The organism is Pseudomonas sp. REST10, from assembly GCF_029542605.1.
Lineage (GTDB): Bacteria > Pseudomonadota > Gammaproteobacteria > Pseudomonadales > Pseudomonadaceae > Aquipseudomonas > Aquipseudomonas khazarica.
This window is the reverse complement of the sequence record NZ_CP035677.1, coordinates 1,015,031-1,035,157: the sequence shown is the minus strand read 5'-3', so window position 1 is coordinate 1,035,157 and position 20,127 is coordinate 1,015,031. Positions and strand designations below refer to the sequence as shown.

The window sequence follows — 20,127 nt, the reverse complement described above, 5'->3', positions numbered from 1 at the left end:
CGCATGGCCGCTGCCCTCGTCGCCTACCTGCACTACCTGTCGATCTTCGCCCTGTTCGCCCTGCTCAGCATCGAGCATGTGCTGTTCAAGGCGCCGCTGGACCTGTCACGCGCGCGCAGCCTGATGATCACCGACATCGCCTACGGCATCTGTGCCGGCGTGGTCCTGGCGACCGGCGTCGCCCGCGTACTGTGGTTCGCCAAGGGCACCGACTATTACCTGGGCAACAGCCTGTTCCATGCCAAGGTCGGCCTGTTCATCCTGGTCGGCCTGCTGTCGATCCTGCCGACCTATGTCTTCTTCAATTGGCGCAACGCGGTTCAGGCCGGCCAGGTCCCGGAGCCCAGCCCCAGGCAACTGCGCCTGGTGACCTGGACCATCCGCCTGGAACTGCTGCTGTTGCTGGTGATTCCCCTGCTGGCCGCGCTGATGGCGCGTGGCTATGGCGTGATCAGCGCAGGCTGAGCGTCACAGACGCATGCCGATGGCCAGACGATTGAGGCCACTCATCAGGGCCACGGCAATGGTCAGGTCGGAGATTTCCCTGGCACTGAAGTGCGCCTCCAGCGGTTGGTAGTCCTGATCGTCGGCATGGCTACGGGCGATCTCGCTCAGCGACTCCGCCCAGGCCAGCGCCGCTCGCTCACGCGCCTGGAAATGACGACTCACGCGCCAACCGGCCAGGCCGTCCAGCTTGGCCTGGGGCACACCCTCCGCACGTAGCGACTCGCTGTGTTTCTCCAGGCAGTAGGCACAGCCGTTGATCTGCGAGACGCGCAGATAGAGCAGTTCGATCAGTTCCTTGCCCAGCGGGCCACGCTCCAGCGCGGCCTTGGTGGCGAGCAGGCCCTGCATCGCTTCGCCGGACAGATCGTAATAGGGCTGGCGCAACGCGCTCATGGCAGGACTCCCGGCGCAGCAAGATGGGGGTTGGCATCCAGCTGCGCGCGCGCCTGCGCCAGCATCGCCTCGGCATGCGCCTGGCCGCGGACCAGGCCCTGCAGGTGAATGAACTCCAGGTCGTGGATACCGATGGTACTCAGCACATGGCGCAGGTAGGAGGTGAGGAAGTCCGGCTGCCGCGCCTGCTCGCCACGGTAGAAGCCGCCCGAGCTGACCACGACGAAGGTCGGACGATCCGCCAGCAGCCCCACCTTGCCAGCCTCGGTGGCGGCGAAGCTGCGCCCGATGCGCAGCACGTAGTCGATCCACAGCTTCAGCGCCGCCGGCACCGTGAAGTTGTGCATCGGCGTGGCGATCACCAGGCAGTCGCTGCCTTCCAGCTCGCCGATCAGTCGCTCGGAGACCTGCAACGCCGGATCGTCGCCAGGCGCCTGCGCCACCAATGCCTCGGCATAGGCCGCTGCCAGTGCCGGCAAGGGCTCGCTCGCCAGATCGCGCTCCAGCACCTGGGCCTGGGGGTGACGCTGACGCAGACGCTCGACCAGCTCCTGCGCCAGGCCGCTACCGCGACTCTGGCGACCGAAGGGGCCACATTCCAACAGGAGGATTCGCTGCATTTCAAAGCACCTCGCGAAAGTGCATGCCGATGGCCAGCAACCCCTGACGGTAGTAGAAACGCTGCCCGCGTGCGTTGCCCAGCGCCGTGTCCAGCACGAAGTTGGCACAGCCCAGGCGGCGTGCCTGGGCCCGCGCCTCATCCAGCAGCCGCTCGCCGATGCCCTGGCTACGCAGGTCCTCGCGCGTCACCAGGTCATCGACATAGAAGAAGCGCCCGTGCAGCAGGTTTTCCTGCAGGCGACAACCGGCCAGGCCCAGCACCTCGTCGCCCTGGCGCGCCGCCAGCAGGCGATAACCCTGCTCGGCCTGGCGTTGCAGGCGCTGGACGAAATCGTCGGCGTCGCTCAGGTGTGGGCGCAATACGCGCATCAGGGGCAGGCAGGCACGCAGTTCGTCCGGGTCGTCGAGCCAGTCACAGCGGTAGTCGGAAATCATGGCGGTTCTCCATCGAAGATGGCCGCCACTCTAGGCGGAACATGGCATAGTCAGTAGAGCCAAGAATCATCGAATCAATTAGGACATAGGCATGTACAGCATTCGCCTGGAAAGCGCACGCGACAAGGCGACACCGATCTACCTGCAGCTCTATCAGCGCCTGCGCGAGGCGATCGCCGAGGGCCGCCTGCAGCCAGGTGAACGCGTGCCCTCGGTTCGCGCCCTGGCCAGCGAGCTCAATCTGGCGCGCGGAACGGTGGAGGCGGCCTACCAGTTGCTGGTCGGCGAGGGTTATCTGCTGCCACGCGGGCCGGCCGGCACCGTGGTCTCCCCACAGTTGCCGCATGCCCCCGGCAACCCGCTGCTGCCCGCCAAAGAGCGCCAGGCCTCGCGCTCAGGCGATGAGCCGAGCGCAGAGGCGCTGCCGTTCCAGCTCGGCCTGCCGGCCCTGGACAGCTTCCCACGCAAGCTCTGGAGCCGGCTCGGCGCGCGCCACCTGCGCCAGCTGAGCAGCCCCGACCTCAACTACCCGCCCGCGCAAGGCCTGCCCGCGCTGCGGCGCAGCCTGGTGCGCTATCTGGGGGTGTCGCGCGGCATCGCCTGCGAGCCGGAACAGATCTTCATCACCGCCGGCTATCGCAACGCCCTGCTGCTGATCCGCCAGGCCTTGCTGCAGGCCGGCGACCGCTGCTGGTTCGAAGACCCAGGCTATTTCAAGGCACGCCAGATGCTCGAGGGCAGCGAGGTCACGCTCGTCCCGGTGCCGGTGGACGAACACGGACTCTGCGTGGAGCGCGGCCAGGCGCTCGCCCCGGATGCCCGCTGTGCGCTGGTCACGCCGTCCCACCAGAGCCCCCTGGGTGTGTCGCTGAGCCTGCCCCGGCGACTGGCCCTGCTCGACTGGGCGGCGAGCCGCCAGGCCTGGATCATCGAAGACGACTACGACAGCGAGTACCGTTACGTCGGTCGCCCGCTACCGGCCCTGAAGAGCCTCGACCATGCCGGCCGTGTGCTGTACTGCGGGACCTTCAGCAAGGTGCTGTTCCCCGGTTTGCGTCTGGCCTACCTGGTGGTGCCGCAGGCACAGGTGGCGCGCTTCGCCGCCTGCGCACAGGACTTCGATCACGGCTGTCCGGCGTTGCCTCAGGCGATCACCGCGGACTTTCTCGACCAGGGCCACTTCGCCCGCCACCTCAAGCGCATGCGTGCGCGCTATGCCGAGCGCCGCGCTCATCTGGCCACGGCGCTGCAACACGTCCTGGGTTCACGCCTGCGTGTCGAGTTGCAGGCCGGCGGCATTCATCTGCTGGCCCGGCTCGACGAGCGCGAGGACGACCGCGCCCTGGCAGCCCGCGCACAAGGCGCCGGGCTGGCAGTGATGGCATTGTCGGAGTGGTCGCGGCAGCATCCCTGCGGCAGCGGGCTGCTGCTGGGCTTCACCAACATCGCCAGCGCCGAGCAGGCGTTGCACCTGGCTCGACGTCTGGCCGAGGCGATCAGGTGAGCGTCAGGACGCCAGGTAGGAGGAGCGGGTCAGCCCCAGGCGCAGCGCGTCGAGGAACTGGGTGCGCTCGCGAGCACTGATCCGGGCGCTGGCCACCTTGTCGCGGTAATGCGTCATCAGCTCCTCGGGCGACAGGTGCACGTAGCGCAGCATGTCCTCGATGGTGTCGTGGGTCTCGATGCCGGCATGCACCGCACTGCCATCGGCGGCCTGGTAGATGTTCACCGAGTCGGTGTCACCGAACAGGTTGTGCATGTCGCCGAGAATCTCCTGGTAGGCGCCGACCAGGAAGATGCCCAGCACATAGTCCTCGCCCTCCTTGATCTCGTGCACCGGCAGGCTGGTCTCGATGGACTGCTCGTCGACGTACTGGCGGATCTTGCCGTCGGAGTCGCAGGTCAGGTCCTGCAGCACGGCACGGCGCAGCGGCTCCTCGTCCAGGCGCGACAGCGGCAGGATCGGCAGGATCTGGCCGATGGCCCAGGTGTCCGGCAGGCTCTGGAACACCGAGAAGTTGCAGATGTACTTGTCGGCCAGCTTGTCGTTGAGCTCGTCGATCACCGCACGGTGCGAACGCTGACGGGCCTTGAGCTGGTTGTGCAGGCGACGGCAGATGGCGAAGTAGCACTGCTCGGCCAGGGCCTTCTGCGCCAGGCCCAGCTTGCCGGCGGAATACTGCGCGGCCACTTCCTCGATGTAGTGGGTGGCACGCCAGTAGGTCTCGGCGACCATTTCCGGATCGCTGTCGTCGAGCAGCTCGATCAGCACCTGGAGGATTTCCGGCTGTTCGACGCTCGGATCGATCTCCGGCACCTTGTCGTTGTGCCGCTCGACATCGGTGACCTGCACCAGCAGCACGGCGTGGTGCGCGGTCATCGCCCGGCCGCTCTCGGAGAAGATGTGCGGATGGGGGATTTCCTGGCGGTCGCAGAATTCCTTGAGCATGTCGACCACGGCATCGGCGTAGTCCTGCATGTCGTAGTTGATCGAGCTGGCGTTGCGCGAGTGGGTGCCGTCGTAGTCCACGCCGAGGCCGCCGCCGACATCGATGTGATCGACCGGCAGGCCCATGGCGCGCAGCTCGCCGTAGTAGCGGATGGCCTCGCGGAAGCCCTTGCGGTAGTCGGCGATGTTGGCGATCTGCGACCCCATGTGGAAGTGCAGCAGGCGGATGCCCTGGTCCAGCCCGGCCGCGCGGAAGCGCTCGACGACCTGGAGGATCTGCGCGGCCGAGAGACCGAACTTGGATTTCTCGCCGCCGGTGTCGGCCCACTTGGAGGATGCCAGCGAGGACAGGCGCACGCGCAGGCCGATCTGCGGCGCGACCTTGAGCTCGGCCGCCTCCTCGATCACCAGGCGCACCTCGGATTCCTTCTCGATGACGATGAACACGTTGTGGCCGAGCTTCTGCCCCATAAGCGCCAGGCGGATGAACTCGCGGTCCTTGTAGCCGTTGCAGACGATGGTGCCGCCCTTCGGCGCCAGCGCCAGCACGGCCAGCAGCTCGGGCTTGGAGCCGGCTTCCAGGCCGATGGAAACGTTCTGCGTGGCGATGATGTTCTCGACCACCGCTTCCTGCTGGTTGACCTTGATCGGGTACAGCGCGGTGTAGCGGCTCTGGTATTCCAGACGCTCGATGCTGGAGTCGAAGGCGCCGGTGAGGCGACGCACGCGGTCCTGCAGGATGTCCGGGAAGCGCACCAGCAGCGGCAGCGACAGACCGCTCTGGCGCAGCTCCTCGACCTGCTGGCTGAGGTCGATGGGCTGGCTGTCGGGCCCGTTGGGACGCACCTCGACGCGACCGGCATCGTTGATCGAGAAATAGCCGGCGCCCCAGTGGCGAATGCCGTAGACACTGCGGCTATCGGCTACGGTCCATTGGCTGCCGTCGTCTTTGCGGGTGCGTCGTGCGGACATCGGGTTCTCCCATGAGAAAGCCTGGCCTGCGGGCGGCCAGTCGGAAAATGTAAGCAAGCAAGATGACGTTTGCTCGGCGGTTGACCCTCCGAGCTTCATCGAAGTTTAGAAAATAATGGCGCGTCAGCCGCCGGACTTCTTCGCGGTGAAACCGCGCTTGCCCAGTTCGGCCAACAGCAGGTCGACGTGATCGCCCTGGATCTCGATCACGCCGTCCTTGAGCGCACCACCGGTGCCGCAGCGCTTCTTCAAGGCGCTGGTCAGCTCCTTGAGCGGCTCCTCGGCCAGCGGCACACCGCTCACCGTGGTGACGGTCTTGCCGCCACGCCCCTTGGTTTCACGGCGTACGCGGGCGATGCCATCGCCTTCGGGAATGCGCGTCTGCTTGCAGACACAGGCATCCACCGGCTGGTTGCAATCCGGGCAATGGCGACCACCATCGGTGGAATAGACGAGACCGCTCAGAGCGGAGAATGAAGAGGCTTTCTTGACCACCGGCTTGTCCTCGTAGGGGTCAGGATAGCGACTGGCCGACGCAGGTCGACCGCGAAGCCCCACTCAGGCAGGGGCAGCGCTGGCGAACAGAGGTCCGCCGAAAAGGTCGCGCAGTGTAACGGCAAAGACCGAGCTTGCTAAGTACGTATTTGCGTCATTGTCCGGCACGATGGCGACGCTGTTCGCCATCGTGCACGAAGCGCTCGGAATCCGCGACACCACAGGCGTGCAAGCACCCAACTGGCAGCCATGCGAGGCGTTGCCGGGCATGCTGCGAGCGCCCAGTAACGAAGGCATCAGACAGCCGCAGGCGGTCTGTTCATGTAACGTTCCAGCGCCGCCAGCGAGTCCGGGCAGTACGGCATATGGCGGGTTTCCTCCAGGGCCTGTTCGACACTGATGAAACGCGCTTCGAGCACCTCCTCCGGCTGCAGCACCAGCGGCGCATCGGACACCGCCGAATAGGCCATGCACCACAGGCGGCTCTCCGGCGCGTCGTAGAGAAAGTGCGCATGCTCGACCAGCTCGGCGTCGACGATTCCCAGTTCCTCGGCCAGCTCGCGCTCGGCGGAGAGGCGGTAATCCTCGCCTTCGAGCACCATGCCGCCTGCCGCGACATCCCAGTAGCCTGGGTACAGCGCCTTGCTCAGGGTACGGCGGTGCACGCACAGCAGGCCGGCAGAGTTGAACAGCAGGATATAGGTGCCACGGCCGATCAGGTGACGCTCACGCAGCTGCGCCCGCGAGACGCCACCCAGCGGCCGGTCGTTCTCGTCGACCCAGGCGACCCGCTCGCTGTCGGAGGCGGCACGATGCGCCGCCTCCGCCGCCGAGATCGTGCTCATCAACCCTGGCTCAACAGCTGACGCAGATCGATGATGCCGGCGTTGGCACGCGAGATGTAGTTGGCCATCACCAGCGAGTGGTTGGCGAGGATGCCGTAGCCACTGCCGTTGAGGATCATCGGGCTCCACAGCGTCGCCTGCGCCGCCTCCAGCTCGCGGATGATCTGGCGCACGCTGACGGTGGCGTTCTTCTTGGCCAGCACATCGGCGAAGTCGACTTCGACGGCACGCAGCAGGTGAGCCAGCGCCCAGGCCTGGCCACGGGCCTCGTAGAACACGTTGTCGATCTGCAGCCAGGGGGTCTCGTACACGCCGCCCTCACCGATCAGACCCGACTCCGCGGCATCGTTGCCGACCTGCTGGTTGTCGCTCAGGCGTACCTGGCCGACGCTGGCCGACAGACGCTGCGACAGCGAGCCGAGACGGGTGCCGGCGTCGCCCAGCCAGTTGTTGAGGTTGTCGGCACGCGCATAGAACTGCGCATTCTTCTGCCCCGGATCGGCCAGACGGGCGAGGTAGCGGTCCAGCGACTTGATCCCTTCGCGGTACTCGGATTCGGAGGCAGGCAGCGCCCAGCTCTTGTGGTCGAAGTGAAAACGCGGCTCGGCCTTGGCCAGGTCCGGGTCTTCCGTGGACTGCGACTGCGAGCGCGAGAAGTCCTTGCGCAGCGCCCGGGCGAAGTCGCGCACCTGCACCAGTGCGCCGTATTCCCAGTTCGGCATGTTGTCCAGCCACAGGCCCGGCGGTGCCAGGTCGTTGGACAGATAGCCGCCCGGCTTGTCCAGCAGGGTGCTGGCGACCTGTTTGAGCGTTTCCACCGTGGTGTAGCCGGTAACCATCTGGCGCTGCGCCTGCTGCGCGGCCGCCTGGGCATGTTGTTGCACCTGAAAGGCGCCAGGTTCCTGGCTCCAGTACCAGCCCACGACCAGGGTCACCAGCAGGTACACACCGAGCAGCCCGCCGAGCGCGCGTCCAATCAGGCTGGAGCTGCTGCGCTCACGCCCCAGTTTCGCGGTCTTGTCGGTACCGTCGGGCGAGCTCGCCGCGCGATTCTTCCAGTCCAGCATGGCAATGTCCTTTTTAAGCGAATTCGAATGTTCGACCACAAGCCGACCAACGGGTTGCGACCTGTCCCGCACTATAAGGCAAGCTCGCAGCAAAACGCAGGGCGCGCGGGCAAACTTACCGCCGGTACGAGGAAAAGCCGTTTTTGTGACTCGCCTCGCCTGACGCACCGGTACGTGCGACGTCAAAATAGCCCAATGCACATTTTTGTCGCCTATTCGACAGAAATACCGCCGCCAATTGATCGGCGGCAATGCCAGCACCGCCGACAAGTGATAGCATCAAGCCACCACTGACTTAACACTCGATAGAAGTCGGCCCATGACCGAGCACCCGGACCCCAGTCGCGACCGCCTCAAGCACCACTTTGCCCAGCGCGTGATCCATCAGGCGCGTCAGGTGCTGGAAGTCTGGCAGCGTCTGCAGCGCAGCGAGTGGAGCGATGCCGGCATGGCCGAGCTGACCGAGGCCAACCTGCGCCTGCTGCGCTACGCCGAGCGTTTCGAGCAGATCGAGCATGCCCAGCTGGCGAAGACCATCAGTACCAGCCTCGATGAGGTGGTGGAGAATCGCGGGCGCCTCAACAGCAGCCTGATCGCCCGGCTCAACCAGGCCATGCAGCGCCTGTCGCGAACGGGTCTGCGCCACAGCGATGCCTTCGAGCAGACCTTCCTGCCGCCCCTGCGCAAGCCGGTCTACCTCGCCCTGCAGGATGCCCAGCGCGCCGAGCGCCTGGCCCAGCAACTGGAATTCTTCGGTCTCGCGGCGCAGCCACTCGGTGACGAGCGCGCCTTCCGCGCGGCCATCGCCGAACGCCACCCGGCGGCCATCGTCATGGACGTGGACTTCGCCGGCATCGGCCTGGAACTCGCCGACTCCATCCAGCAGGGCCTGGAACAGAAGATTCCCCTGCTGTTCTTCAGCCATTGCGACACCGACACCCCGACCCGCCTGGCGGCGGTGCGTGCCGGCGGGCAGGAGTTCTTCACCGGTTCGCTGGATGCCTCGAGCCTGCTCGAACGCATCGAGGTGCTGACCCATGTCTCCCAGTACGATCCGTACAAGGTACTGATCGTCGATGACTCCAAGGCCCAGGCCACGCATACCGAGCGCGTGCTCAACAGCGCCGGCATCCTGACCCACACCCTCACCGAGCCGATCAAGGCGATGGACGCGCTGGCCGAGTTCCAGCCGGACCTGATCATCCTCGACATGTACATGCCCGAGTGCAATGGCACCGAACTGGCCAAGGTGATCCGCCACAACGACCGCTACGTCAGCGTGCCGATCATCTACCTGTCGGCCGAGGACGACCTGGACAAGCAGCTCGACGCCATGAGCGAAGGCGGCGACGACTTCCTCACCAAGCCGATCAAGCCACGCCACCTGATCGCCACCGTGCGCAACCGGGCGGCGCGCGCGCGCAACCTCAAGGCGCGCATGGTGCGTGACAGCCTCACCGGTCTGTACAACCACACCCACACCCTGCAGCTGCTCGACGACGCCTGCTACCGCGCCCGCCGCGAAGAGCAGCCGCTGGCCTTCGCCATGCTCGACATCGACCATTTCAAGAAGGTCAACGACACCTACGGCCACCCCATGGGCGACCGGGTGATCAAGAGCCTGGCGCTGTTCCTCAAGCAGCGCCTGCGCAAGACCGATCACATCGGTCGTTACGGCGGCGAGGAGTTCGCCGTGGTGCTGCCGGACACCGACGAGCAGTCGGCGCTCAAGGTGCTCGAGGAAATCCGCCAGCGCTTCGCCGAGATCCACTACCCGGCGCAGCCACAGGACCTCTCCTGCACCTTCAGCTGCGGCATCGCCATGCTGCAACCGGGCCTGGACGGCAACGCCCTGTCCAAGCGGGCCGACGAGGCGCTGTACAAGGCCAAGCATGGCGGGCGCAACCGGGTCGAGCTGTACAGCGACGACTGAAACGCTCGACCGTGCGGCCCACCGAGGGCGACGGCTGGACAGGCAGGAAAACGTGACGCAGCGCACGCCGTCATCAGGCTGTAACCAAATCGCAATAACCTCGCAGGCATCGTTCAGTCTTCGTTCGAGCCTGCCATGCGCCTCAAGCTGCTCACCAACCTCAACACCCTGCTGCTGGTCACCGTCTGCGTAGCCCTGGCAGCTACCCTCTGGTGGTCGCAACGCGCCCTGCAGCAACCGGTCCAGCTGATGGAGCGCTACCTGACGCTGTCGCAGCAGTTCCAGCGCGAGGTCGCCGACAACATCCAGGCCTACCTGGCCAGCGGCAACGCCGTGCAGCACAGCACCGCGACCCAGGCCATCGACGCGTTCAAGCAGGCGCTCGACCAGCTTCCGCCGCAACTGGCCGACGAACTGCGCCCCAGCCTCGAACAGCTCCGCGAATTCAGCGGCAACCAGCTGCTGGCCGCCGGCAAGCTGGCGGGCGACCCACAGGGCCTGCTGCTGCAGGCAGAACGGGAAATGCTCGCGGCGATGGAACAACTGACTCAGTACGCCGATAGCGCCGACACGCCAGCCGCCAGCGCCTACCGCAAGCCCCTGCGGGAGGCGGGTTCACGCCTGCTGAAACTGGTGCATGCACGCGAGCGCTTCATCAGCCAGGGGCGCAGCGAGCTGCTGGGCGATGTCGAGCGCGAGCTCAAGGCACTCGGCCAGCAGGTCTCGGCGCTGGACGCCCTGCCACTGCTCGGCGTGCAGGAAGCCGACAGCTCCGCCAGCATCGGCTTCGCCGCCCTGCTCGGCCTGGACGAAGGCCAGCAGGAACAGCAGGCGCAGGACCGGGGCATCGACCTCAAGCGCGAGCTGAGCACACTGGTACGCCGCTACCCCAATGAACTGCAACGCACACGCGAGCTGGTCGAGCAACGCCAGCAACTGGCCCAGACCACCAGCGAGCGCGTGACCCAGGTGCAGCAGGCGCTGGCCGGGCTGGAACCGCTGGTCAGGGCCGAATACGCGCGCATCCAGGGCGAAGTGCGCCTGATCCAGGGCCTGATGATCGGCCTGATCCTGCTCATCGCCCTGGTCATCGACCGTATCCAGCGCCGCCTGTCACGGGTCCTCGGGCACCTGGTCCCGGCGCTGTCGAAGTGGGCCCATGGCGACTTCGCCGAGGCCATCACCATCAACTCGCGCACCCGTGAGCTGAGCGATATCGAGGATTCGCTCAACCACCTGCGCCGCTACCTGGTGGAGCTGGTCGCCAGCATTCGCGGCCATGCCGAACAGGTTGCCGGCTCCAGCCGTACCCTGGCCGAGCTCAGTGGCGGCCTGCACAGCGGCGCCGAGCGCCAGGCCGGCGACACGGCCCTGATTCGTGACGCCCTGGGCGAGCTGGAGGCGACCATCGGCCAGGTGGCGCAGGACGCCAGCCAGACGGCAGACGCCAGCCGCGACGCCGACCGCGCCCTGGTCCAGGGCCAGCAGGTCATCGGCCAGAGCCTGGAGGGCCTGCACGCCCTGGTGACGGAAGTTCAGGGCAACGCCCAGGCCATCGAGCGCCTGGCCGATGAAACCGCCACCATCGGCAGCGTGCTGACGGTGATTCGCGGCATCGCCGAACAGACCAACCTGCTCGCCCTCAACGCCGCCATCGAGGCGGCGCGGGCCGGCGAGGCCGGGCGAGGTTTCGCCGTGGTCGCCGACGAAGTCCGCTCGCTGTCGCAACGCACCGGCAGTGCCACCGCCGAGATTCAGGACGTGATCGGTCGCCTGCAGCAGGCCGCACACCAGTCGGTGCAGGCCATGCGCGCCCAGGTCGAGCACGCCGAACAGACCGCAGGCAAGGCCGAGGCCGCCGACGGCGCGCTCGACGAGATCGTCAGCGCGATCCGCACCATTGCCAGCATGGCCGAACGCATCGCCGAGGCCACTGCCCAGCAGAGCGACTCGGTCAGCGAGATCCGCGAGCACGGTGAGCGCATCCACCAGTTGGGCGACGACAACCTGCAACGCATCGGCCAGGGGCGTGACCAGGGAGAGCAACTGATGCAGCTGGGCGGCCAGCTGCACGAGGCCGTCCAGGCGTTTCGCGTCTGACCTGCGGCATACCGGCGCAGGCCTGGAACTCGGCGCGCGGCCGCCGATCCAAGCGACGCTCATCCGAGCAGATCGGCAGTCCGTTCAGCTGGCGAAATGTGCATGGGCGCTTTCCGGTATCATGCCGCCACCTTCCGCCGAGATAGTCGCCCGATGTCACTGCGTCGTCTGCTCCTTCCCCTGCTCCTGCTGTGCCTGAGCCTGCCGGCCAGCGCCAACCTGTTCGACCAGCGCCCGGCCGCGTCGCCGCTTGGCGCCCCGCTGAACAACAGCAGCGATTTCCTGCCGGTACGGGAAGCCTTCAAGCTGAGCCTGGTGAGCAGCGATGCGCAGAGCGTGACCCTGCGTTTCGTCGCGGCCGAGGGCTACTACCTGTACCGCCACCGCCTGAATTTCAGCGTGGAGCCGGCCGGCTTCGACCTCGGCGAGGCGCAACTGCCTGCCGGCAAGGCCAAGCACGACGAATTCTTTGGCGATGTCGAGGTGTACTACGGTGTGCTCGACGTGCGCCTGCCGCTGGACAACCCGGACAACCGTCCGCTGCGCCTGCAGGTGGGCTACCAGGGCTGTGCCGACAAGGGCCTGTGCTACCCGCCCGAGACCGAGTACATCGAGATCGGCGAGATGCCCGCCAGCGTCGCCGACCTGCAGAAGAGCGAGTGGACCTGGAAAGATCTGGCGCTGTTCTTCCTCGCCGGGCTGGGCCTGACCTTCACCCCCTGCGTGCTGCCCATGCTGCCGATTCTCTCCGGCGTGGTGCTGCGCGGTCGCCCGAGCAATGCCCGCGGGCTGGTCCTGTCGCTCGCCTACGTGCTGCCGATGGCGGCCTGCTATGCCGTGCTCGGCGCGCTGATGGGGCTGTTCGGCGCCGGTCTCAACCTGCAGGCCATGCTGCAGTCGCCCTGGGTGCTGGTGCCCTTCGCCGCCTTCTTCGGCCTGTTCGCCATGGCGATGTTCGGCGTCTTCGAACTGCGCCTGCCGGCCTTCATACGCGACCGCCTCGACCAGCGCGCCAGCCAGACCCGGGGCGGCACCATCGCCGGGGCCGCGACCCTGGGCGTGCTGTCGAGCCTGATCGTGTCGCCCTGCATCACCGCGCCCCTGACCGCCCTGCTGCTCTATATCAGCAGCACCGGCGACGCCGTCGGTGGCGGCCTGCAACTGTTCGCCCTGGGCCTGGGCATGGGCACGCCGCTGGTGCTGTTCGGCGCGGGTGGCGGCGCCCTGCTGCCGAAGTCCGGCCCGTGGCTGGTCACCGTGCGCAACGCCTTCGGCGTGATGCTCCTGGCCGTGTCCGTCTGGCTGCTCGAACGCGTGCTGCCGGGCAGCCTCAGCCTGGCGCTGTGGGGCCTGCTGGCCGGCGGCGTGGCGGTGTTCCTCGGCGCACTGGAATTCGGCCCGAAGACGCACCGGCAGAAACTCGACCAGATCGTCGGCCTGGCCCTGCTGGTCTACGCCCTGGCCGCCTGGGTCGGTGCCCTGCAGGGTACGAGCGACCCGCTCAAGCCGCTCGGTCAGCTGTCGGCCACTGCCAGCCAGGGCAGCACCAAGAGCGGTGCCTGGCAGACCCTGAGCAGCCCTGCCGAGCTGGACGCTGCGCTGGCCGAGGCCAAGGCAGCCGGGCAGCCGCTGCTGCTGGACTGGTACGCCGACTGGTGCATCAGCTGCAAGTTGATCGAACGCGAAGTGTTCGGCAATGCCGAGGTGGGCAGCAAGCTGGCCGGCTGGAGACTGATACGCTTCGATATCACCGAAAGCAGTGCCGCGCAGCGCGCCCTGCTGGATCGCTACCAGCTGTTCGGGCCGCCCGCCATCCAGCTGTTCTCCGACCAGGGTGACGAACTGCTCGATCTGCGTGTCGTAGGTGAAGTCGACGCCGCCACCTTCGGCGTGCGCCTGGATCGAGCCGCGGCACGCAGCAGCCGCTGACCAGCCACACCGCGGACATTGCGACCTCACAGGGGCAGCGCAACGATCCGATAGCGACCAGACCAGCTGCTATAGTCATATTCTTGCCGCAAACGGCAGGCATCGTGTCGACTATTGCTGACATCGCACGGCTGCGGCATAGTCCTGCGCAGCCCGAACAACAAGGAACGCGTCCATGGCCACTCTACTGGTACTTCACGGCCCCAACCTGAATCTGCTGGGTACCCGTGAGCCAGACAAATACGGCGCCACCACGCTGGCCGAGATCAATCAGGACCTGGAGCTGCGCGCCCGCGAAGCCGGCCACCACCTGATGTACCTGCAAAGCAATGCCGAGTACGAACTGATCGACCGCATTCACGCAGCAAAAGGTGAAGGCGTCGACTTTATCCTGATCAATCCTGCCGCTTTTACCCATACGAGTGTCGCATTACGTGACGCGTTGCTGGCAGTGAGCATCCCATTCATCGAAGTGCACCTGTCCAACGTGCACAAGCGTGAACCATTCCGCCATCACTCCTATTTTTCCGACGTTGCAGTAGGGGTGATCTGCGGCCTTGGCGCCAGCGGTTATCGGCTGGCCCTGGAAGCGGCACTCGAACAACTGGCCGAGCGCGCCTGACGCGACGCTCGGTAGACAAGTCCTACCTCACCTCTGGGAGTTGAACCTTCATGGATATCCGTAAAGTCAAGAAACTGATCGAGCTGCTGGAAGAGTCCGGTATCGACGAGCTGGAGATCAAAGAGGGCGAAGAGTCCGTACGCATCAGCCGTCACAGCAACAAGCAGCCGGCCTACGCCGCGCAGCCCATCTATGCACCGGCCCCGGCCGCTGCTCCGGTTGCCGCCCCGGCTCCGGCCGCCGGCGCTGAAGCCGCCCCGGCTGCCGCACCGAAGCTGAACGGCACCGTCGCCCGTTCGCCGATGGTCGGTACCTTCTACCGCGCCGCCTCGCCGACCTCGGGCAACTTCGTCGAAGTGGGCCAGAGCGTGAAGAAAGGCGACATCCTGTGCATCGTCGAAGCGATGAAGATGATGAACCACATCGAGGCCGAAGCCAGCGGCGTGATCGAGTCCATCCTGGTGGAAAACGGCCAGCCGGTTGAGTACGACCAGCCCCTGTTCACCATCGTTTGATGCACGGGGAGCCTGCAATGCAGAAGCTGGAAAAAGTCCTTATCGCCAACCGTGGCGAAATCGCCCTGCGTATCCTGCGCGCCTGCAAGGAACTGGGCATCAAGACGGTGGCCGTGCACTCCACCGCCGACCGCGAACTGATGCACCTGGGCCTGGCCGACGAGTCCGTCTGCATTGGTCCGGCACCCGGCGCACAGTCCTACCTGCACATCCCGGCGATCATCAGCGCGGCTGAAGTCACCGGCGCCACTGCCATCCACCCGGGTTACGGCTTCCTCGCCGAGAACGCCGACTTCGCCGAACAGGTGGAGAACTCCGGCTTCGCCTTCATCGGCCCGAAAGCCGACGTGATCCGCCTGATGGGCGACAAGGTGTCGGCCAAGGACGCCATGATCAAGTCCGGCGTACCGGTGGTACCCGGCTCCGACGGCCCGCTGCCGGAAGACGAGGAAGAAGCCCTGCGCATCGCCCGTGAAGTGGGCTACCCGGTGATCATCAAGGCCGCCGGTGGCGGTGGTGGTCGCGGCATGCGCGTGGTGCACAAGGAAGAAGACCTGATCAAGTCGGCCAAGCTGACCCGCACCGAAGCCGGTGCCGCGTTCGGCAACCCGATGGTCTATCTGGAAAAATTCCTCGGCAACCCGCGCCACGTCGAAGTCCAGGTGCTGTCCGACGGCCAGGGCAACGCCATTCACCTGTACGACCGTGACTGCTCGCTGCAGCGTCGCCACCAGAAGGTGATCGAAGAGGCCCCGGCCCCGCTGATCGACGAGAAGGCCCGCGCCGAAGTGCTCAAGCGCTGCGTCGATGCCTGCGTCGAGATCGGCTACCGTGGCGCCGGCACCTTCGAGTTCCTCTACGAAGATGGCCGTTTCTACTTCATCGAGATGAACACCCGTGTTCAGGTGGAGCACCCGGTCACCGAGATGGTCACCGGCATCGACATCGTCAAGGAGATGCTCAGCATCGCCGCCGGCAACAAGCTGTCGATCAAGCAGGAAGACGTGAAGATCCTCGGTCACTCGGTCGAGTGCCGGATCAACGCCGAAGACCCGGACAACTTCATGCCCAGCCCCGGCAAGGTCAAGCATTTCCATGCCCCGGGCGGCAACGGCGTTCGTGTCGACTCGCATCTGTACAGTGGCTACAGCGTACCGCCGCACTACGACTCGCTGATCGGCAAGCTGATCACCTTCGGCAAGGATCGCGACGAGGCCATGGCGCGCATGCGCAATGCTCTGGACGAGATCGTTGTCGACGGCATCAAGACCAACGTGCCGCTGCACCGCGACCTGACCCGCGACAAGGGTTTCGTCAAAGGCGGCGTGAACATCCACTACCTGGAAAAGAAACTGGGTATGGACAGGCACTGAGCCTGATACGCGTTGCAACAAGGGCTGCCCACGGGCGGCCCTTGTCGTTTCGGCGGGCACGCTGGCAAGCCGGCCGTCCGTTCAAGTAAGCTGCGCGGCCAAACGCGCCCCGTTCATGAGGTTTTCCATGCCCTGGTTACAAGTCCGTCTCGCCATCACCCCCGAGCAGGCGGAAACCTACGAAGATGCCCTGCTGGAAGTGGGCGCCGTGTCGGTGACCTTCATGGATGCCGAAGACCAGCCGATCTTCGAACCGGACCTGGGCACCACGCCGCTGTGGTCGCATACCCACCTGCTGGCGCTGTTCGAAGCCGACACCGATGAAACCGCGCTGCTCGCTCACCTGCAGCTGCTGTGCGGCGGCGCACTGCCCGAGCACCAGGTCGAGCGCATCGAGGACCAGGACTGGGAGCGCAGCTGGATGGACAACTTCCAGCCCATGCGCTTCGGCCGGCGCCTGTGGATCGTCCCCAGCTGGCACGCCGCGCCGGAGCCGCAAGCCGTGAACCTGCTGCTCGATCCGGGCCTGGCCTTCGGCACCGGCACCCACCCCACCACTGCCCTGTGCCTGGAATGGCTCGACGGCCAGCAGCTCGAAGGCTGCAGCGTGATCGACTTCGGCTGCGGCTCGGGCATTCTCGCCATCGCCGCCCTGCTGCTCGGCGCACCGCAGGCGGTCGGCACCGATATCGACCCGCAGGCTCTGGAAGCCTCGCGCGACAACGCTTCGCGCAATGGCATCGACCCGGCGCGCTTCCCGGTCTACCTACCTGCGGACATGCCCCAGCAACAAGCCGACGTGGTGGTCGCCAACATTCTCGCCGGCCCGCTGGTAGCCCTGGCCGCGCAGATCACCACCCTGGTCAGGGGCGGTGGACGCCTGGCGCTGTCGGGCATTCTCGCCGAGCAGGCCGAGGAAGTCCGTGCCGCCTACGCAGAGGCGTTCGACCTCGACCCGACGGCCGTCAAGGATGGCTGGGTGCGCATCAGCGGCGTCAAGCGCTGAACCGCGCGTAGCCGTTGCGTTAGACTAGCCGCCTCGTTTCCCCGGACCCGCGCATGAGCGAAAGCCACGTCACCCAGTGCCCCAATTGCCGCACCAGCTTCCGCGTCAGCCAGGCGCAGCTGGCTGCGGCCCATGGCGCAGTCCGCTGCGGTGCCTGCCTGCACGTGTTCAACGCCGCCGAGCAACTGTTCGGCCCGCGCGGTGCGGCAGCGGCGACCAGCGTCAAGCCGGTCAGCGCCCCCGCCAGCAAGCCGCAGCCGCCAGGCAGCCCCAAGGCGCCTGCGGCGAAGGCCGTCGACGAGACCCTGTGGATTCATGACGACCTCGACCTGGACAGCCTCGACCTGGATGAGGAGCTGGCCAAGCTGGAAGAGCAGGAGCAGCAGCTGTCGCAGCAGTTCCTCGCCCTGGAGCGCGCGCCGCGCTACAGCGAGAGCTTCGGCAGCGCCACGGCACAGGACGACGACGATGTGCATGACGAGGCCTGGGCCGAAGCACTGCTGCGTGACGAACAGGTAAAGCGCGACAGCTTCGAGCTGGAGCCGACGAACGCCCCCGAGCCCGCGCCGCGCCAGAGCGACGAGCTGCTCGCAGCGGCCTCGCCAGCCGCGAGTGCCGTCGAACGCGAGCAGCCGCAAGAGCCTCGCATCGGCGCACTGGACGCGGCGGACGCGGAAGACGACCAGCCTCACGACGAGCCCGAACCCGACGACAGCGCACGCAGCGAGCCTGCTCTGCGCGAGGAACGCCTGTTCGACCTCGACGACGAACCGCTGCAACTCGACTGGCAGCAGCAGAAGGAGACGGCCTGGGGCCGCCTGTTCGGCTGGGGCCTGCTCAACCTGCTGGCCGCAGCTGGGCTGCTGGCGCAGTACGCCGCCTACAACTTCGACGAACTGGCGCGTCAGGATCGCTATCGCCCCTGGTTCGAACAGCTCTGCCCGAACATCGGCTGCGAGCTGCCGTCGAAGGTCGACATCAGCCAGATCCGCAGCAGCAACCTGGTGGTGCGCAGCCACCCGGAGTTCTCCGGCGCACTGATCGTCGACGCCATCCTCTACAACCGCGCGCCCTTCGCCCAGCCCTTCCCACTGCTGGAAATGCGCTTCGCCGACCTCGGCGGACAACTGGTCGCCAGTCGTCGCTTCAAACCCAGCGAATACCTCGCCGGCGAGCTCGCCGGGCAGAGCGAAATGCCGCCGCAGACGCCCATTCACATCTCGTTGGACATCCTCGACCCGGGCACCCGCGCGGTGAACTACAGCCTCAGCTTCCACTCCCCGGAATAGCCTGGAGGCCACGCGGCCTGTGGTCGCAGGCCGTCCATCTAACTACTGGCGATAAGCCCATAGCTGTTCAGAATTTGTTCAAAACAGCCTTTATCCGGTCACCCAGAGCGGGTATCATGCCCACCCTTTCGCGAGCACCGACCCACCATCGTTTCCCCTGAGGACACAGTGGAGGGCAGGTGTTGATCGCCCTTTGTCTCAACTGCGAACCAACAAGCAGGGACGCCCCATGTCGGCCCCACGTATTGGCCCCTACACATTGCCCAATCGGTTGATCCTGGCCCCCATGGCCGGTGTCACCGATCGCCCGTTCCGCCAGCTGTGCCGCAACCTCGGCGCCGGCCTGGTGGTGTCGGAGATGGTCACCAGCGATGTGCGCCTGTGGAATAGCCGCAAGTCCAGTCTGCGTCTGCTGCACGCCGGTGATCCCGAGCCACGCTCGGTGCAGATCGCCGGAGGCGACCCGCAGATGCTCGCCGAAGCGGCGCGCAAGAATGTCGAGCTGGGCGCACAGATCATCGATATCAACATGGGCTGCCCGGCCAAGAAGGTCTGCAACAAGGCCGCCGGCTCCGCCCTGTTGCGCGACGAGCCGCTGGTGCGCGAGATCCTCGATGCCGTGGTCGGCGCGGTGAGCGTGCCGGTGACCCTGAAGATCCGCACCGGCTGGGACCGACAGAACAAGAACGGCGTGACCGTGGCGAAGATCGCCGAGGACGCCGGCATCAGCGCACTGGCCGTACACGGTCGCACCCGCGCCGACCTGTACACCGGCGACGCCGAGTACGAGACCATCGCCGCCATCAAGCAGGCGGTCAGCATCCCGGTGTTCGCCAACGGCGACATCGACTCCCCACAGAAAGCCAAGGCCGTGCTCGACGCCACCGGCGCCGACGCGCTGCTGATCGGTCGCGCCGCACAGGGCCGGCCGTGGATCTTTCGTGAAATCGAGCATTACCTGCGTACCGGCAGCACCCTGCCGGCGCCCGGCCTGCTCGAAGTGGAACGCATTCTGCTAGAACACCTGGCCGCACTGCACGCCTTCTACGGCGAATTGATGGGCGTACGCATCGCCCGCAAGCATGTCGGCTGGTATCTGGCAACCCTGCCGGGCGCCAGGGAGTTTCGCGCCCAGTTCAACCGTCTGGACAGTACGGACGCACAGTGCGCCCACGTTCGCGAGTTCTTCCGCGAGCGGCACGATGATGGAAACGAGGTGGCCGCATGACGTTGATGACAGAGACCTTAGTGAGTGGAATTGCACCCGTGAGTGACAACACCAGCCTGAAACAGCACCTGAGCACGCCGAGCGAAGAGGGCCAGACCCTGCGCGGCGCCGTGGAGAAGGCGCTGCATAACTATTTCGCCCACCTGGAGGGCGCGGACGTCACCGACGTGTACAACCTGGTGCTCACCGAAGTGGAAGCGCCGCTGCTGGAAACCGTCATGAATTATGTGAAAGGTAACCAGACCAAGGCCTCCGAACTGCTCGGCCTCAACCGCGGCACGCTGCGCAAGAAGCTCAAGCAGTACGATCTGCTGTAACCCTGAACTCCTGAAAAGGGCGGCCCGCATG

19 protein-coding genes are annotated in these 20,127 nt (G+C 66.2%); 12 read left to right on the top strand and 7 right to left on the bottom strand.

The window, feature by feature from the left end; all coding sequences use genetic code 11:
• Positions 1–3: 3 nt before the first annotated feature.
• Positions 4–465 carry a DUF2214 family protein gene (locus EWH21_RS04770; RefSeq protein ID WP_037052621.1) on the top strand — a complete coding sequence of 154 codons (462 nt, stop codon included), beginning with the start codon at positions 4–6 and terminating at the stop codon, positions 463–465.
• A 3-nt stretch (positions 466–468) separates the two neighbouring features.
• Here EWH21_RS04770 and EWH21_RS04765 read toward each other — a convergent pair whose 3' ends face one another.
• The 3 genes from EWH21_RS04765 to EWH21_RS04755 are packed head-to-tail and all read right to left on the bottom strand — an operon-like array spanning position 469 to position 1,956.
• Positions 469–900, bottom strand: coding sequence for a carboxymuconolactone decarboxylase family protein (locus EWH21_RS04765; protein WP_037052619.1), 432 nt, complete (start codon positions 898–900; stop codon positions 469–471).
• Positions 897–1,520: an NAD(P)H-dependent oxidoreductase gene (locus EWH21_RS04760; protein ID WP_037052616.1), complete on the bottom strand. Its 624-nt coding sequence runs from the start codon at positions 1,518–1,520 to the stop codon at positions 897–899. The genes EWH21_RS04765 and EWH21_RS04760 overlap by 4 nt, the downstream gene beginning before the upstream one ends.
• Before the next feature lies 1 nt (position 1,521).
• On the bottom strand, positions 1,522–1,956 hold the full coding sequence (locus EWH21_RS04755; RefSeq protein ID WP_051800588.1) for a GNAT family N-acetyltransferase: 435 nt from the start codon (positions 1,954–1,956) through the stop codon (positions 1,522–1,524).
• 91 nt (positions 1,957–2,047) lie between these two features.
• Here EWH21_RS04755 and EWH21_RS04750 point away from each other — a divergent pair, with 91 nt between their 5' ends.
• Complete coding sequence (locus EWH21_RS04750; protein ID WP_277699928.1) at positions 2,048–3,460, top strand: PLP-dependent aminotransferase family protein; 1,413 nt, start codon at positions 2,048–2,050, stop codon at positions 3,458–3,460.
• Positions 3,461–3,463: 3 nt separating this feature from the next.
• Here EWH21_RS04750 and speA read toward each other — a convergent pair whose 3' ends face one another.
• The 4 genes from speA to EWH21_RS04730 all read right to left on the bottom strand — a co-directional run bounded on the left by speA (position 3,464) and on the right by EWH21_RS04730 (position 7,784).
• A complete protein-coding gene (gene speA, locus EWH21_RS04745; protein ID WP_152487820.1) occupies positions 3,464–5,377 on the bottom strand; it encodes an arginine decarboxylase in 1,914 nt (637 codons plus the stop codon).
• A 123-nt stretch (positions 5,378–5,500) separates the two neighbouring features.
• Positions 5,501–5,872 carry a translation initiation factor Sui1 gene (locus tag EWH21_RS04740; RefSeq protein WP_277699927.1) on the bottom strand — a complete coding sequence of 124 codons (372 nt, stop codon included), beginning with the start codon at positions 5,870–5,872 and terminating at the stop codon, positions 5,501–5,503.
• A 296-nt stretch (positions 5,873–6,168) separates the two neighbouring features.
• Entirely contained in the window at positions 6,169–6,717 is a 549-nt protein-coding gene (locus EWH21_RS04735; RefSeq protein WP_277699926.1) for an NUDIX hydrolase, read from the bottom strand.
• Positions 6,717–7,784, bottom strand: a complete 1,068-nt coding sequence (locus tag EWH21_RS04730) for a DUF2333 family protein (RefSeq protein WP_037052604.1) — start codon at positions 7,782–7,784, stop codon at positions 6,717–6,719. The genes EWH21_RS04735 and EWH21_RS04730 overlap by 1 nt, the downstream gene beginning before the upstream one ends.
• Before the next feature lie 319 nt (positions 7,785–8,103).
• Here EWH21_RS04730 and EWH21_RS04725 point away from each other — a divergent pair, with 319 nt between their 5' ends.
• The 10 genes from EWH21_RS04725 to fis all read left to right on the top strand — a co-directional run bounded on the left by EWH21_RS04725 (position 8,104) and on the right by fis (position 20,096).
• Complete coding sequence (locus tag EWH21_RS04725; RefSeq protein ID WP_277699925.1) at positions 8,104–9,717, top strand: PleD family two-component system response regulator; 1,614 nt, start codon at positions 8,104–8,106, stop codon at positions 9,715–9,717.
• Positions 9,718–9,852: 135 nt separating this feature from the next.
• Positions 9,853–11,817 carry a methyl-accepting chemotaxis protein gene (locus EWH21_RS04720; RefSeq protein ID WP_175254112.1) on the top strand — a complete coding sequence of 655 codons (1,965 nt, stop codon included), beginning with the start codon at positions 9,853–9,855 and terminating at the stop codon, positions 11,815–11,817.
• Between the two features lie 153 nt (positions 11,818–11,970).
• A complete protein-coding gene (locus tag EWH21_RS04715; protein ID WP_277699924.1) occupies positions 11,971–13,746 on the top strand; it encodes a protein-disulfide reductase DsbD in 1,776 nt (591 codons plus the stop codon).
• 175 nt (positions 13,747–13,921) lie between these two features.
• Entirely contained in the window at positions 13,922–14,368 is a 447-nt protein-coding gene (gene aroQ, locus EWH21_RS04710; RefSeq protein ID WP_037052599.1) for a type II 3-dehydroquinate dehydratase, read from the top strand.
• A 50-nt stretch (positions 14,369–14,418) separates the two neighbouring features.
• Positions 14,419–14,883 carry an acetyl-CoA carboxylase biotin carboxyl carrier protein gene (gene accB / locus EWH21_RS04705; RefSeq protein WP_277699923.1) on the top strand — a complete coding sequence of 155 codons (465 nt, stop codon included), beginning with the start codon at positions 14,419–14,421 and terminating at the stop codon, positions 14,881–14,883.
• A 17-nt stretch (positions 14,884–14,900) separates the two neighbouring features.
• Entirely contained in the window at positions 14,901–16,256 is a 1,356-nt protein-coding gene (gene accC / locus EWH21_RS04700; RefSeq protein ID WP_037052595.1) for an acetyl-CoA carboxylase biotin carboxylase subunit, read from the top strand.
• 127 nt (positions 16,257–16,383) lie between these two features.
• Positions 16,384–17,262 (top strand): 50S ribosomal protein L11 methyltransferase, encoded by an 879-nt coding sequence (prmA, locus tag EWH21_RS04695; protein WP_152487814.1) that lies wholly within the window; start codon positions 16,384–16,386, stop codon positions 17,260–17,262.
• Between the two features lie 53 nt (positions 17,263–17,315).
• Positions 17,316–18,551: a DUF3426 domain-containing protein gene (locus EWH21_RS04690; RefSeq protein ID WP_152487813.1), complete on the top strand. Its 1,236-nt coding sequence runs from the start codon at positions 17,316–17,318 to the stop codon at positions 18,549–18,551.
• A 229-nt stretch (positions 18,552–18,780) separates the two neighbouring features.
• Positions 18,781–19,779 (top strand): tRNA dihydrouridine synthase DusB, encoded by a 999-nt coding sequence (gene dusB, locus EWH21_RS04685; RefSeq protein WP_037052578.1) that lies wholly within the window; start codon positions 18,781–18,783, stop codon positions 19,777–19,779.
• Positions 19,776–20,096 (top strand): DNA-binding transcriptional regulator Fis, encoded by a 321-nt coding sequence (fis, locus tag EWH21_RS04680; RefSeq protein ID WP_037052576.1) that lies wholly within the window; start codon positions 19,776–19,778, stop codon positions 20,094–20,096. The genes dusB and fis overlap by 4 nt, the downstream gene beginning before the upstream one ends.
• Positions 20,097–20,127 lie beyond the last annotated feature (31 nt).